Below are 14,420 nucleotides of genomic sequence, written 5' to 3'. Positions count from 1 at the left end.
ACAACAACCGATCAGAACGGAAGAGTCGACACCGATGACCGCCAGCCCCTTCGACCTCACCTACGCCGCCGCCGAGGACCGCTACGAGAAGGTCCCCTACCGTCGCTCCGGAAACTCCGGCCTCGATCTGCCTGCCTTCTCGTTCGGCCTGTGGCAGAAGTTCGGTAGCGACTACGCCTTTGCGACCCAGCGGGAGATCATCCTCCACGCATTCGACCTGGGGATCACCCACTTCGACAACGCCGACCGCTACGGCCCACCGCACCGCGCGGCCCAGCAGAACTTCGGCAGGGTTCTCGCGAAGGACCTCGCGCCCTACCGGGACGAACTCATCCTGTCGACCAAGGCAGGCAATCCGATCGGTCCGAGCCCCTATCTCAAGGGCGGCTCGCGCAAGTCGATCCTCACCTCGCTCGACCACAGTCTGCGCGACCTCGGCACCGACTACGTCGACATCTTCTACCACCACAGCCCCGACCTCAGCACGCCGCTGGAAGAATCGGTCGGTGCACTGGTCAGCGCGGTGGAGCAGGGCAAGGCGCTCTACGTCGGCATCTCCAACTACCTCCCCGATCGCACCCACGAGGCCGCCGAACTGCTCCGCCAGGCCGGTGTCCCGCTGCTCATCCACCAGGCGCGTTACTCGATCTACGACCGGCGCCCCGAACAGAACGGCCTGCTGGACACCGCCCACCAGGACGGATTCGGGCTCATCGTGTACTCGCCGCTGGCGCAGGGCCTCCTGACCGACAAGTACCTGGAGACGATTCCCGAACACGCACGGGCGCAGAACAGTTCATTCCTGACGCCGGATGTGATCGACGAGACGTACCGGCAGCGCACCGCCGAACTCAACAAGATCGCCGAGGCCCGCGGGCAGTCACTCGCCCAGCTCGCGTTGCAGTGGGTACTGCGCAGGCCGGAGGTCACGTCGGCGCTGATCGGGGCGAGTTCGACCGAGCAACTCGACCACAACATCGCCGCCCTGAACTTCCCGGCGCTCACCGACGACGAACTGGCGCTCATAGAGGAACACGGCGTGCACGGCACGGGGCTCGAGCTCTGACCGAGCAGATTTCGGCAGACGACAACTGAAAAGCCCGCCCGGGCCGATGCTGCGACAACCGCGGCATCGGCTCGGGCGGGCGACAGTGAACGCCAGGCTCGTTCCCCCCTCTGGCTAGCGCTTCCGCGCTCACTCCCCCAGTAGCGGCAGCAGCTGAGTGCCCTGACGTTCGATCTCCCGCAGATACGGGGTGTCCGACAGCACGAAATGGGTGATGCCGAGGTCCTGATACTTGCGCAACGACTTCGCGACGTCCTCCGGGGAACCGACCAGCCAGGTGGTGCCTGCGCCGCCGCCACCGAACTTGCCGGGTGCGGTGTACAGATTGTCGTCGAGCACCTCGCCGCGAGTAGCGAGGTCGAGGAGTCGCTGCTGTCCCACGGCGGTCTGGCGGTGCGGGTTCTGGGCCGGTGCACCCTGGTTCTTCGCCATCTCCGCTACCTTCGCTTCCGCTTCGGCCCAGGCCTGCTCGGTCGTGTCCCGGACGAGGGTGGTGATCCGCAGACCGAACTCGAGCGGTGCGTGCTCTCGGCCGAGTTCCTCACTCAGCGCCCGCAGGCGCTCGATCCGTTCCCGCACCCCTTCGAGGGGTTCGCCCCAGAAGAGTTGGACATCGGCTTCGGCGGCCGCTACCCGCTCAGCGGCGTCGGAGGCCCCACCGAAGTAGAGCTTCGGGTGGAGCCGGTCTCCGCGCGCCGCGATCCGGGGCAGCACCGTGGAGTCGGTGACCTGGAAGTGCTCGCCACGGTAGGTGACGTTCTCCTCCGTCCACAGCTTCCGGACGAGCTGCAGGAACTCCTTGGTGCGGGTGTAGCGGGCGGCCTGGTCGCTCTCGCGTTCGCCGTACGCTCCCAGGTTGTCCTTCCCGGACACAATGTTGACCCGGACCCGGCCACCGAACAGGTGGTCGAGACTCGCTGCAGCGGAGGCGAAGTGAGCCGGGGTCCAATACCCGGGCCGAACCGCGACGAGTGGCTCGAACGTCGACGTCCGGGCAGCGAGGGCCGTGGCGACGGTGAGGGTGTCCGGGCGACCCCACCCGGTGCCGATCAATGCGCCCTTCCAGCCGTGTTCCTCCAGGGCCTCCGCCTGGGCCGTGAGGGTGTCGAGGCTGTTGTGGTCGACCGTGACGGGCTCGCCGCGGTGTCCCGGCGTCACCTGATTCGGGATATACCAGAGGAATTCGAGACTCATGGGATGGTGATTCCTGTTCGGTGGTGGTGATCAGCGGGCGAGTTCGGCGAGCTGGGCTCGGCGAACGTCGGTGGTTTGTCCTTGGACCAGGACGAAGAGCGCCGACCGTGCATGGAGCTGCGCCGTGTCGTCGCCACTCAGTCCCCGACCGGCCCGCGCTATGAGCAGAGCTCGGGTGATCGTGGACAACGCCTCGCCGCTGGCGACCTTGGTCGCGAGGCGTTCGCCGATCCGATGCGGACCGCCTCCCGCGGCAATGGCCTCATCGGACAGCTCGTACGCGGTGCTCCGAATCCGCGCGATGCGTGGCCGCCACGTCGCCGCCACGTCCTGGGCGAGCGGGTGTCCGGACTGCTCCAACTCTCGGAGGACTGTTTCTGCAAGCCCGAAGTGGTGACCGCGTGCGTCGCTCGCCGTGCCGATGTCATTGAACCGCGTGGTCTCCAGCGATTGGGCGGAGAGCACGTGCTCGTCGGGTACGAACAGGTCGTCGAGCTCGACCCGCGCGGTCTTGCTGCCGGCGACGGCGCCGAGTCGGAGCGGGCCGACGCTGTGCGTGCGGTCGCTCACCGGCACGAGCGCGGTGACCACGGTCTCCGTCTGCCTTTCCACCGCGGCGACAGTCAGGGCGTTGTTGAGCCCCCACCCGCTGACCCAGGAGATGGCGCCGGTGAAGATCCAGCCGCCGCTCGCCCTTTCCGCCGCGATGTAATGGTCGGGAAACCTCCGGACGTCGCTGACTCCGGCACCGAGCACGAGTTCGCCACGCAGAATTCGCTCGGCGAGCTCCGACACCGGTTCGCCCGGTTTCCTGGATTCCACGATTCGCTCGGCCATCGGCGCGTGCTGAGCCCAGACGAGCCACGTGTTGAAGCACGCGCCGGCGATGATCTCGTGCAGGCGGCGATCGGTGTTGCGGTCGATGTCGAGGCCACCGTATTCCCGCGGCGCTTGATGGTTCAGGAGCCCCAGCGCAGCGAGTTCGGCGATAACTTCTCCGGTGACTCCGTCACGGTCGGTCGACAGGGCTTCGGGGCGCAGTACTCGTTCGGCGTACTCCCGCACCCGAGCGACGAATAGGTGGCGGTCTGCGGCGGTCACGGATTCGGCCGCACTGACGGCCGTGTTCGCCGCTGTCATGTCGCCCCTTCCCTACTTCGGTCCCAGAGGGATGCCTGGCACGCGACGAGTGACGGTGGCCGGCATCCGGACATCGAGAGAATAGCCCCGGTTGTCACCGTCGCTCGGTCACCGCCTCCGTCCTCCACGACGAGAAACAGGGCCTGACGTGGGACAGTTCGATGCGATCGGACATTAATTCGTCCCGATCGGAAACATGCAGCGCAACTGCACCTTCGGCTGCAGAGGTTTCGATCGAGCTGAAGTAAAGGGGCGCTCGAACAGACGACGAACCGTAGGCTCGCACGCGACCATCCGGAGCGACCGAGAGACCCCTTGGTTCGTGGTGCGACCGAGCCGTTTCACCGTCACTGCTCTTCCCGAGACTGGAGACTTCGTCGATGACCTCGAATACCCCGTTGCATCTCGCCGCCGCCCTCGACGGTGCGGGCTGGCATCCCGCCGCGTGGCGCGAGCCGAACTCGCACCCGGACGCGTTGTTCACCGGCGCCTATTGGACCGACCTCGCTGCCGTCGCGCAGCGCGGCCTGCTGGACTTCGTCACCATCGAGGACAGTCTGGCGGCACCGGTGAATCGCCACCCACCCGACGCGGCCGACTCCGTGGACCGGGTCCGGGCGCGCATCGACGCGCACCTCGTCGCGGCGAGGATCGCCCCGCTCACGCGGCACCTCGGCCTGATCCCGACGATCACCACGACGCACACCGAGCCGTTCCACGTGTCGAAAGGCATCGCGACCCTGGACTACACCTCCCGCGGTCGCGCGGGATGGCAGGTCAAGGTGTCCGGGCACGCCGATGAGGCCGCGCACTTCGGCCGCCGCACCGTCCCGGAACTCACCGAGCAGGACTGGGCGGCCATCGCGGAGGGCACGCTGCCGCAGGTGTTGGTGGACCTGTTCGACGAGGCCGGCGACTTCGTCGAGGTCGTCCGCCGGCTGTGGGACAGCTGGGAGGACGGCGCAGAGATCCGCGACGTCGAAACCCGCCGGTTCATCGACCGTGACAAGCTGCACTACATCGACTTCGAGGGTCGCTACTTCAGCGTCCGCGGCCCCTCCATCACACCGCGACCGCCGCAGGGGCAGCCGGTGGTCACCGCACTCGCCCACCAGGCACTGCCGTACGAACTGGCGGCACGCGGTGCCGACCTCGTGTTCGTCACCCCGGCCGACGACGTCCACGCGCAGTCAGTTCTCGCCGATGTCGCCGCGGCGTCCGAACGGGTCGGGCGCACCGGTGAGCCGCTCCGGGTCTATGCCGACCTGGTGGTGTTCCTCGACAACGACCGCGAATCCGGGGCAGCCCGGCTGCATCGCCTGGACGGTCTCGCCGGGATCGAGTTCGCCTCGGACGCCGCCGTGTTCACCGGCTCCGCGGACGAGCTCGCGGACCGGCTCGCGGCATGGCAGCAGCTGGGATTCGACGGCTTCCGGTTGCGGCCGGGTGTCGCGGTCGACGATCTGGACGCCGTGTCGTCCCGGCTGGTGCCGATCCTGCAGCAACGCGGCCTGTTCCGCACCGCGTATCCGGACACCTCCCTGCGCGGGTTACTCGGCCTACCCACCGACGTTCCCAACCGGTACGCCACGGGAACCCCGGCCGCCTGAGACCCCGCGACCCTTCAGACAAGGACATGTTCCGATGAGCACACCCAAGAAGCAGGTCATCCTCGGCGCTTACCTCGGCGGCGTCAACCACCACACCGCATGGTGGGATCCCCGGGCGGGCAGCCAGATCGAGTTCGATTCGTTCGAACACACCGCACGGACCGCCGAGCGCGGCAAGTTCGACTTCTTCTTCCTCGCCGAGGGTCTCGCCCTGCGCGAGCGCGCCGGGCAGATCTTCGACCAGGACATCATCGGCCGCCCCGACACGTTCACAGTGCTCGCGTCCCTCGCCGCCGTCACCGATCACCTCGGACTGGCAGGAACCATCAACGCCACGTTCAACGAGCCGTATGAACTCGCGCGGCAATTCGCGTCGCTCGACCAGCTGTCGGGTGGTCGAGCGGCGTGGAACGTGGTGACGTCGTTCGACGCATTCACGGGTCAGAACTTCCGACGCGGTGGGTTCCTGGACCACTCGCAGCGCTACGAGCGCGCCGAGGAGACCCTCGAAGTGGTGCGGCAGCTGTGGGATTCGTGGCGCGGTGACGACGTCGTGGCCGACAAGGAAGACGGCCGCTTCCTGCGCCGTCCGGGCGCCGGAACCTTCGACTATCACGGCAGTCAATTCGACATCCGCGGCCGGTTCACAGTGCCGCGCAGCCCCCAGGGCCGACCGGTCCTGCTGCAGGCCGGCGTGTCGCCGCAGGGGCGCGATTTTGCGGCAGGCAACGCCGACGCGATCTTCTCGCCCTACGGGAAGCTGCCCGAGGCCGCTGAGTTCTACCGCGACATCAAAGCCCGTGCGGTCTCGTTCGGGCGGAACGCCGACGACATCAAGATCCTCCCCTCGGCAAGCTTCGTCCTCGGCGACACCGAGGCCGAGGCGTGGGAGAAGTACCACGAGGTCCGCAACCAGCAGGTCACCGGCCAGACCGCGCTGATCCTGCTCGAGCAGATCTGGAACCGCGATCTCTCCGCGTTCGACCCCGACGGACCCGTCCCGGGCATCGAACCGGATCCCGACGCGCCACCGATCATCCAGGGCCGCGCATTCACGTACCAGGACCGGTTCGAGACCGTCGCAAGACTGCGCGCGGTGTCCGAGGAGAACAAGCTCACCTTGCGGGAGACCGTCATCGACCGGTTCGAACGTGGCCCGATCGTCGGCACCGCCGGACAGGTCGCAGAGAAGATCGATGCGTTCGTGCAGAACGACGGCTCCGACGGATTCATCATCGGCTCCCACCTCGTGCCTTCCGGCCTCGACGAGTTCGTCGATCACGTGGTGCCGCTGCTACAGGACCGGGGCGTGCTGCGCACCGAGTACACGGGAACCACGTTGCGCGACAACCTCGGCCTGCCGGTGCCGCACGACCGGATCTCCGCAGCCACGCAGGCGTAGGAGAGTGTATGGCTGTTCGGCACAGACACTTTCGCAATCATTCCGGGGCCGGGTGGAACCCCCGAGCGACACACGCTCTCCGCGGATCCTGCAGAATCACTGGCACTTTCGTGCCAGATCCCTCAAATCGAGGAACTACAAGTAATTCGATCAGGCAAATTCCAACTCGGCTCATCGGAATGGCCTATGGCGTCACCACGACCACCCTGCTACTCGCCATCGGCACCAATCCGGCGACCGCCTCGGCCACCGTTCACCTCGCCGAAATCGGAACCACACTGATCTCAGGTCTGTCCCACTGGCGATTCGGCAACGTCGACTGGAAGGTGGTACGGAGGACCGCCCTTCCCGGAGCGATCGGCGCAATCATCGGCGCGACGGTATTGTCGAATCTGTCGACCGAAGCAGCGGCACCGGTGATGGCATTGATCCTGCTCGCCTTGGGGTTGTACATCCTCATCCGATTCACGTTCCAGGGCATCCCCCACGACCGACTCGGGAAACCGCTCCGCAAACGTTTCCTCGCCCCACTCGGACTCGTCGCGGGATTCGTGGACGCGACCGGAGGCGGCGGCTGGGGTCCCGTCGGCACCCCGGCGATTCTCGCCAGCGGCCGCCTGGAACCACGGAAAGTAATCGGATCGATCGACACGAGCGAGTTCGTCATCGCCGTTGCGGCAAGCCTCGGATTCCTGTTCAGCCTGGGGACGCAGGGTGTCAACGCAGGCTGGGTCGGGGCAGTCCCGAACCCGCACTGCCATAGTGCGCCCAACCCAACCCGCACCGTCGTGGTGGTCCGAAACCCGAGATCAGCTCGCGGGCGGCGTGCCGATCACCGACGCACCCTCGGGTGACAGGAATGCCGGCGGGGTGCCGTTGAGGACATAGTCGCCGAGCTGCTGCTCGCGGTAGATCAGGGGGTTGTGAGAGGCGAGGGTTCGCACGTTGCGCCAGTGCCGGTCGAACTGATACTTGCGGTCCAGCGCGGACGCACCGCCCACCTCGAAGATCTCCGTCGTCGTCTTCAACCCGAGCTCGAGCACGATGGACTGCGCCCGGTACGCGTCCAGCTCCGCCTTCAATTCCAGCGCCACGGCCTCCTCCTCCCCCTTCGGGGTGCGTTCCGCTTCCGGGGTGATGGTCAGCGCGTACCGGGCGTCGGCGGCGGCGTCGAGTGACGCGGCGGCATCGAGGACGGTGGCGCGGATCGCGTAGGCGGCGGCGTCGGCACGGCCCACGACTTGCTGGATCAGCGGATCCTTGGCGGCAACAGGTGCTTTCGCCTGCGGGTAGGTGCGGTGCCTGCGGCGCACGAAGTCGGCGATCTCGTCCGTCGCCCGGCGGACGATGCCGGCGATCGTAGCCAGGTGCGTCAGCTGGAAGTGCGCGAGGTGCCCGGCGGTGCCGCCCGGTGGCGGGAACAGGAAACCGAGTCCCTCCACCTCGGCGTCGGTGAAGACGGTGGTGCCGCTGGCGCTGGCCCGCTGCCCGAACCCGGCCCAGTCGTCGATCCGCTCGACGCCCGGGGCGTCGGCCCTGACGACGGCGGTGTGCCGGTCGCCGGCCTCGTCGAGCACCGCGACGGTGAGGTAGTCCCCGTAGAGGGCGCCGGTGCTGTAGTACTTGGTGCCGTTCACCACCAGGCGGCCGTCCACCTCGCGCAGCGTCGTCGCGGGCTTCTGGAACGTGCCATCCCGTTCGCTGACCGCGGTGCCGAACACAATGCCGTCACCGATGCGGCGCAGCCACTCCTGCCCACGTGGGGTGTGACGCTCGCGCCAGCGGTCCTCCACGAACCGCGAGTGCACCCGAAGGGCGTGCGGCAGATTCGATTCCGCGGCCGCGAGCTCGATGACGAGCAGGTAGAGCTGTCGCAGGCTGGCACCGTCGCCGCCGAACTCCCGCGGCACCCGCACCGCGGGGAACCCCACCTCACGGAGCCACCCGGCCTGCTCGAGGGCGAGGCGGCCACTCGTTTCCCGCTCGAGCGCCCCCTCGGCGATCCGCGCGAACACCGGACGGTACCTGGCGAGCAGTTCCTCGTCGGTGGGGCGGGCACTCGCACTCACGGGTTCGACAGCAAGATCGGTCGTCATCGGTTCTCCTGGGTGGAATGGGCGGTGCGCGGGTCGGGAAGGCCGAAGCGGCCACGGATGGTCGGCGAGTCGTACTCGGTCGGGAACACGCTCTCGGCCCGGAGGATCGGGACCACCTGCTGCACGAAGCGCTCCAGATCGTCGTGCAGCAGGGGGAAGTGGGCGTTGTAGCCGGACACGGCCCCGGCCGCCCACCAGTCGATCAGCGCGTCGGCGACCTCCTTGGGGGTCCCGATGACGAGTCGATGGCCCCCTGCGCCACCGACCAGTCGGATGATCTGCCGGGTGGTGGGTTCCTCGGTGCGCACCAGATCCTGCACCGCCCTGCTGAAGCCGACAGGGCGGGTCTGGTCCTCTTGCGGCTCGAACCATTCTGCCTTCAGCGGTCGGTCGACGTCGACGGACCGGGGAAACGCCGGGTTCAGTACGCGTTGCTGCTCGAGGAAGCGGGCGATCAGATCGTCCTCGCTGCCGGCGCCGCTGAAAACCTCGTGCCGACGCAGCGCTTCCTCTCGGGTGTCGCCGAGGTACACGTTGACGCCGGGAAAGAGCCGGATGCTGTCGGCGGGTCTGCCGTGCCTGCGGGCGGCGGCGTCGAGTGTGGCCGCGTAGTCGAGTGCCGCCTGCTTCCCCAGCAGCGCCGCGTACACGATCTCGGCGTGCTTGCCTGCGAAGTCGATACCCTGCGCGGAGGCGCCTGCCTGCGAGATCACCGGGTGTCCCTGCGGACCGACCGGGACGTTGAGGGGGCCACGCACGTCGAAGAACTCGCCGTGATGGTCGATCGTTCGCGCCGTCGTCTCGTCCCACAGCGGACCCGTGGGCTCCGGTCCCTCCGGGGTGTCCCAGGACAGCCACAGTTCCTTGACGACCCGGAGGAACTCGTCGGCCTTGCGGTAGCGGTCCTCCCGGTCGAGCAGTTCGTCCGCCAAGAAGTTCGCGGCGATGTCGGGGTTGAAGTTGGCGACGGCGTTGAAGATCACCCGTCCACCCGCGATGGAGTCGAGACTGGCGAGTCGGCGGGCGAGGTTGTACGGCGAGTTGTAGCTCGTCGACGCCGTCAGCACGAAGCCGATGTCCGGGATCGCACCCGCGATCGCCGAGAACAGCACGATCGGGTCGAACAGGTGGCTCGGCCCGTTGTCGGCGGTGCGTTGCAGCGCCGGATGATCCGAGACGAACACTGCGTCGAGGGTTCCCGATCGCGCGATCTCGGCGGACCGCCGATAGTGCTCCCAGTCCGCGAAACGGTTCCACGTGGTGCCGGGCCAGTTCCACGCCTTCCTGGACGCACCGGCACCGACGATGGACGCCGCGAGCGTCAACCTCCGCTGTGGTCGCCGTGCCGGCGTGTCGGTTCCGGTGCTCATGTCGAATGCTCCGTTCGATGGATGTTGATAGGCGCAGCATCAATGCGACTCCGCCGCAGCACTTTCAGCTGGGCGCGAGTGGGCGCCGCCCCGGGGGCCGCCGGTGGTTCGCCGCAGGGTCGGCGAGCGTGGGGCACAGCGTCCCTCCCATCTGACCGACTCACCGCCGGTCCCGTCAACGAATACGATCGCAGTGGTTGAAATACCGAACACTGATGGGACAGTGTGTTTCTCGCCGGTCCTTCGCGTTACGCGTCCAGCCGATGACAACACTGGAACCAGCGTGATTTCATTTCCGAACTCGGCGCATCGGTGCGGGTCACGGGCGGGCGCACGGTTCGGGCATCGCTCTCATGACCGTCGGCGCCCGATACCCGGGCTACGGTGTGGCCATCGGCCGCCGCGCCGCGAATCATTCCAACCGTTAACCAGCGAAGGTGGGCAACACTCCGTGAGCACTTCATCGATCGACAAGGCCTCCACCGTCGAGAAGACCATCGACGTCGACACCCTCCGGCTGTGGCTGGCCGACGATGCGGAACTCGCCGTCCTCGACATCCGACCGAGTGACGAGGTCGGCTACGCGTCGCCGCTGTTCGCCACCAACATTCCCGCAGACCGCCTCGAGGCCGAGATCGACCGGTACGTGCCCCGCGCGGTCGTACGGACCGTCCTCGTCGACGGCGGTGACGGCGTGGCGCAGCGCCTCGCCGAGCGCCTCGCCGAGGCCGGGCGCAGCGAGGTGCACGTCCTCGCCGGCGGCATCCCCGAGTGGACCCGGAACGGCACCGAGGACCTGCCGACCTTCGACGTCCCCGGCAAGGACTTCTCTCTGGGAATCCGCGACGAACGCGACACCCCCTCGGTGTCCGCCGCCGAACTCAAGACCCTCGAGGACCAGGGCGCCGACGTCGTCGTCATCGATACCCGCACCCTGCCCGAGTTCACCGCCGGCCACGTCCCCGGCGCGGTCGGCGTGCCCGGCGCGGAGTTGCTGCTGCGGTTCGCGAACGTCGTGCCCTCCCCCGATACCCACGTCGTCGTCTCCTGCGCGGGCCTGCCACGCGCGATCATCGGCGCCCAGACGCTCATCGACTCCGGTGTCCCGAACAAGGTTTCCTACCTGCACGACGGCACCCGGGCGTGGAAGGAGGAGAACCTCGAGCTGGAAACCGGCGCGACCGCCGTCTATGCACCGGTCGACCACGCCGCGCGGGAGGCAGCCGCACAGCGTGTGGAGACCATCACCGCCAACGACACGTTCCCCCGCATCGACGTCGAGACCGCGCAGGCGTGGGCGGCCGACCCGGACCGCACCACGTACCTTCTCGACGTGCGCACGCCGGAGGAGTTCGAGCAGGGGCACGTACCCGGATCGATCACGTCCGAGGGGGGACAGCTGCTCGGGGTCTCCTACCGCACCATCGCCGTGCGCGGCGCGCGCGTGGTCTTGATCGACGACCTCACCGGTGCCCGCGCCGCGGTCGTCTCACACTGGCTCCAGCGCCGCGGATTCGAGATCGCGTTGCTGCTCCACGATTTCGAGTCGGGCATCGCCCGATGACCTCCACCCTGGACGTGTCTATCGACGCGAGCAGCGCCGACCGGGTCGACGCCGCCGACGAGCTCCCACTGGTGGCGCAGGTTCGGGACTTCGCGTATAACACGCTCGCACCCCGGGCTCTGCAGACCGACCGCGAGGGCCTCACCGCCGACACCGTCGAGGAACTGCGGCGCCTCGGGCTGCTCAACCATCTGGCCCCGGCCCGGTTCGGTGGCGCCGAGTTGGACAAGGCCGCCGAACGCCGGGTCCACGAGCACCTCGCCTACGGCGACTTCAACACGTGGCTCGCCTGGGCACAGCACACGGGGTTGATCGTCCACTTCACCGATCTGGCCGACAGTGGCGAGCCGATCGGCGAACTCGGTGAGCGGGTGCTACGCGGGGAGATCCTCACCGGGACCGCGGTCAGCGACGCCCGGCACTACCCCACCCGATATGTCCGCGCCACCCCGGTCGACGGCGGATGGACGATCACCGGCACGGTGTCCTGGGTGAGCGGCTGGGGGCTCAACACCCTGCTGTCCGTCGCCGCGATCGACCCCACGACCGAGACCCAGCTGCTCGCGCTGATCCCGGCCGACGACGAGCGGTTGCGCGCCGAGCCGCTGGGTCTCGTCGCCGCCAACGGAAGCCGCACGTGGCGAGTCACTTTCGAGGGAGCCTTCGTCGCCGAGTCGAACATCGTCAAACGCACCCCGAGATCCGAATGGAATCACCGTGATCAGAACATCGTCAGCGACGTCAGGCCGCAGGTGTTCGGGGTGGCGCGCGCGATCCTCGACGAATTGGACGCCTCCGGCACCGATGCGGCCGTCGCGGTAGCGCAGGCATGGGCACCGCAGTTCGCCCGCTATCGGGCACTGGCCTACTCCCTGACCGATCGGGCGGCATCGGATCCGAAAGGCCCGCAGTATTTCGAGGACCGGCTCACGCTGAAGGTCGAGGTGCTCCGTTCGCTACACGAGATCGCCCGGGCACTGACCGTCTCACGGGCGGGATCGGGGATTCTCGACACCGATACCGCTGCGCTGCACGCCCGTTCCGCGCAGTTCCTTCAGATCCAGAGCCAGAACGAACACTCGCGGGCAGCCCAGCTCGCACACATCGCGGCAGCGGCACACCACTGAGAACCTGTGGCGTGGCACGGCACGCAGAGGAGTCGCCGCACGCGATTGCCGTTAGATTCACTGCGCTTTAATATCGTGCCCGCCAGTCACTTTGACCATATATTCCTGCCCATGGAAACAACAGTTCACGCCCCACCGCCGGTGCGCGAGCGCCGCCGACGATTCCGAGGCGTGTTCGGCGTTCTCGCACTGACCGGTGTCCTCGCTCTGACCGGATGCAGCAGCACCGTCGACGCTGCGGGCGGCACCGGAAGCGGCGATCCGCAGAGCGGCGGCACCCTGCGGATCGCGCTTCTCAGCTCCCCCGAGTCGCTCGACCCACACCTGAACACGTCCTTCGCGGCCAGCAACTACGGCAACAGTGTCTTCGACAAACTGACCTGGCAGGATCCGGAGACCGGCGAGATCGGTCCCTGGCTGGCCACCGCCTGGGAGGTCAACGACACCAACACCGAATTCACGTTCACGCTGCGTGAGGGCGTCACCTTCAGCGACGGCACCCCGTTCAACGCCGACATCGTGAAGAAGAACTTCGACCAGTACGTCTTCGGAGATCCGGCGCTCGGCATCAAGCCCAACGGCGCCACCCACCTGAAGTCCTATCAGGGCAGCGAGGTCGTCAGCGACAACGTCGTCAAGATCGTCTTCAAGTCCCCGTCGGCCAGCTTCCTCCAGTTCATCTCGTACTCCGGCAACAACCAGCCCGGCATCATCGGCCAGAAGACCCTCTCGTCGAACGCCGAGCAGCGGCTCGACCCGACGAACATCGTCGGCACCGGCCCCTTCGTCGTGACCGAGTACGCGCCCAAGGAGCGCACGGTGCTCACCAAGCGCGCCGACTACAACTGGGGCGCTCCCGGCCTCAACCACGAGGGTCCGGCCTACCTCGACAAGGTCGAGTTCGTGACGATCCCCGAAGCGAGCGTGCGCACGGGCGCACTGCAGTCCGGAGAGGTACAGGCTGCGTTCGACATCCTCCCCACCGACGAGACGGTCCTCGAGGCGCAGGGCTTCGATATCACCTCGCGGACGATCGCCGGACTCAATCTCGGCTGGAACATCAACACCAGCCTCGAGCCCACCAACGACATCAACGTCCGCCGCGCGATCGTGCGGGCCACCAACCGCGCCGGGTTCAAGGACACCGTTCTCGCTCCGTCCGAGGGGCAGGCGAAGTCCGTACTCGCCGCACACGTCCAAGGATCGACCGACTACACCGACGACGTGTTGAAGTTCGACCTCGAGGAGTCCAAGCGGCTGCTCGACGAGGCCGGCTGGAAGGTCGGGGCCGACGGCATCCGGGAGAAGGACGGAAAGAAGCTGACGCTCAAGGCGACCGGGCACTATCTGGTCCCGAACAGCCGATACACGTACGAATCGATCCAGGCGTCGCTCAAGGAGATCGGCGTCGACCTCGACTTCCAGTTCGACGCAAGCAACATCCCGACCGACCAGGTCAACAAGGAATACCACCTGATCAACACCAACCGTAGCCGCAACGATCCCGCGATCCTGAACGTCAACTTCAACCCCGACCGGGGCAACTCCGCTCGCATCCCCGCGGACTTCCCCGACCGGCAGAAGATCGCCGACACGCTCGAAGCACTCGAGTCCACGCTGGACCCGACGCAGCGGGCCGCGCTGACCGAACAGGCGCAGGAACTCGTCCTCGACGAGTACGTTCTGTACGACCCGGTGTTCGAGCCGTCACAGGTGGCCGCGTCGAAGGGCGTCCACGATATCGACCTCGACGCCACCAGCCGGCTGCACTTCCTCCGCACCTGGATCGACCAGAGCTGATCAACCCGTCCCGGGTCGGTCCCCTACGGACCGGCCCGGGACGCCGTGTAG

10 protein-coding genes and 1 pseudogene are annotated in these 14,420 nt (G+C 67.4%); 7 read left to right on the top strand and 4 right to left on the bottom strand.

From position 1 onward, the window contains the following. Nucleotides 1–34: 34 nt before the first annotated feature. On the top strand, nt 35–1,066 hold the full coding sequence (locus tag BLV94_RS44165) for an aldo/keto reductase (RefSeq protein ID WP_072941267.1): 1,032 nt from the start codon (nt 35–37) through the stop codon (nt 1,064–1,066). Between the two features lie 129 nt (nt 1,067–1,195). On the opposite strand, the gene BLV94_RS44160 is transcribed toward BLV94_RS44165, so the two are convergent. Continuing rightward, entirely contained in the window at nt 1,196–2,260 is a 1,065-nt protein-coding gene (locus tag BLV94_RS44160; RefSeq protein ID WP_072941269.1) for an LLM class flavin-dependent oxidoreductase, read from the bottom strand. A 30-nt stretch (nt 2,261–2,290) separates the two neighbouring features. Continuing rightward, nucleotides 2,291–3,400 (bottom strand): acyl-CoA dehydrogenase family protein, encoded by a 1,110-nt coding sequence (locus tag BLV94_RS44155; protein WP_072941271.1) that lies wholly within the window; start codon nt 3,398–3,400, stop codon nt 2,291–2,293. 380 nt (nt 3,401–3,780) lie between these two features. On the opposite strand from BLV94_RS44155, the gene BLV94_RS44150 reads away from it, so the two are divergent. The 3 genes and pseudogenes from BLV94_RS44150 to BLV94_RS44140 all read left to right on the top strand — a co-directional run. Further along, nucleotides 3,781–5,010 carry an LLM class flavin-dependent oxidoreductase gene (locus tag BLV94_RS44150; RefSeq protein ID WP_072941273.1) on the top strand — a complete coding sequence of 410 codons (1,230 nt, stop codon included), beginning with the start codon at nt 3,781–3,783 and terminating at the stop codon, nt 5,008–5,010. A gap of 34 nt (nt 5,011–5,044) precedes the next feature. Then, nucleotides 5,045–6,412 (top strand): NtaA/DmoA family FMN-dependent monooxygenase, encoded by a 1,368-nt coding sequence (locus BLV94_RS44145; RefSeq protein ID WP_072941275.1) that lies wholly within the window; start codon nt 5,045–5,047, stop codon nt 6,410–6,412. Nucleotides 6,413–6,591: 179 nt separating this feature from the next. Beyond that, nucleotides 6,592–7,155: pseudogene (locus tag BLV94_RS44140) on the top strand (sulfite exporter TauE/SafE family protein); the annotation flags it as partial. Between the two features lie 66 nt (nt 7,156–7,221). Here the strand turns inward: BLV94_RS44140 and BLV94_RS44135 are convergent. Beyond that, the gene (locus BLV94_RS44135; protein ID WP_072941277.1) at nt 7,222–8,508 is read right to left on the bottom strand and encodes an acyl-CoA dehydrogenase family protein; all 1,287 of its coding nucleotides are present in this window, start codon (nt 8,506–8,508) and stop codon (nt 7,222–7,224) included. Then, on the bottom strand, nt 8,505–9,878 hold the full coding sequence (locus BLV94_RS44130) for an NtaA/DmoA family FMN-dependent monooxygenase (RefSeq protein WP_083395858.1): 1,374 nt from the start codon (nt 9,876–9,878) through the stop codon (nt 8,505–8,507). Before BLV94_RS44130 ends, BLV94_RS44135 begins: the two co-directional genes overlap by 4 nt. A gap of 451 nt (nt 9,879–10,329) precedes the next feature. Here BLV94_RS44130 and BLV94_RS44125 point away from each other — a divergent pair, with 451 nt between their 5' ends. The 3 genes from BLV94_RS44125 to BLV94_RS44115 all read left to right on the top strand — a co-directional run bounded on the left by BLV94_RS44125 (nt 10,330) and on the right by BLV94_RS44115 (nt 14,369). Continuing rightward, nucleotides 10,330–11,442 (top strand): rhodanese-like domain-containing protein, encoded by a 1,113-nt coding sequence (locus BLV94_RS44125; protein WP_208613728.1) that lies wholly within the window; start codon nt 10,330–10,332, stop codon nt 11,440–11,442. Beyond that, a complete protein-coding gene (locus BLV94_RS44120) occupies nt 11,439–12,569 on the top strand; it encodes an acyl-CoA dehydrogenase family protein (protein WP_072941279.1) in 1,131 nt (376 codons plus the stop codon). The genes BLV94_RS44125 and BLV94_RS44120 overlap by 4 nt, the downstream gene beginning before the upstream one ends. Before the next feature lie 111 nt (nt 12,570–12,680). After that, on the top strand, nt 12,681–14,369 hold the full coding sequence (locus BLV94_RS44115) for an ABC transporter substrate-binding protein (RefSeq protein WP_083395857.1): 1,689 nt from the start codon (nt 12,681–12,683) through the stop codon (nt 14,367–14,369). The last annotated feature ends 51 nt before the right edge of the window (nt 14,370–14,420 follow it).

Origin of the sequence: Rhodococcus koreensis (assembly GCF_900105905.1) — a bacterium.
GTDB lineage: Bacteria > Actinomycetota > Actinomycetes > Mycobacteriales > Mycobacteriaceae > Rhodococcus_F > Rhodococcus_F koreensis.
This window is presented reverse-complemented; position numbering and strand designations above follow the sequence as displayed.

What these genes read in the sequence shown, in the direction of transcription:
- BLV94_RS44135 (WP_072941277.1), bottom strand. Translation starts at nt 8,508, where the DNA reads ATGACGACCGATCTTGCTGTCGAACCCGTGAGTGCGAGTGCCCGCCCC.
- BLV94_RS44145 (WP_072941275.1), top strand. Translation starts at nt 5,045, where the DNA reads ATGAGCACACCCAAGAAGCAGGTCATCCTCGGCGCTTACCTCGGCGGC.
- BLV94_RS44115 (WP_083395857.1), top strand. Translation starts at nt 12,681, where the DNA reads ATGGAAACAACAGTTCACGCCCCACCGCCGGTGCGCGAGCGCCGCCGA.
- BLV94_RS44150 (WP_072941273.1), top strand. Translation starts at nt 3,781, where the DNA reads ATGACCTCGAATACCCCGTTGCATCTCGCCGCCGCCCTCGACGGTGCG.
- BLV94_RS44130 (WP_083395858.1), bottom strand. Translation starts at nt 9,878, where the DNA reads ATGAGCACCGGAACCGACACGCCGGCACGGCGACCACAGCGGAGGTTG.
- BLV94_RS44160 (WP_072941269.1), bottom strand. Translation starts at nt 2,260, where the DNA reads ATGAGTCTCGAATTCCTCTGGTATATCCCGAATCAGGTGACGCCGGGA.
- BLV94_RS44165 (WP_072941267.1), top strand. Translation starts at nt 35, where the DNA reads ATGACCGCCAGCCCCTTCGACCTCACCTACGCCGCCGCCGAGGACCGC.
- BLV94_RS44120 (WP_072941279.1), top strand. Translation starts at nt 11,439, where the DNA reads ATGACCTCCACCCTGGACGTGTCTATCGACGCGAGCAGCGCCGACCGG.
- BLV94_RS44155 (WP_072941271.1), bottom strand. Translation starts at nt 3,400, where the DNA reads ATGACAGCGGCGAACACGGCCGTCAGTGCGGCCGAATCCGTGACCGCC.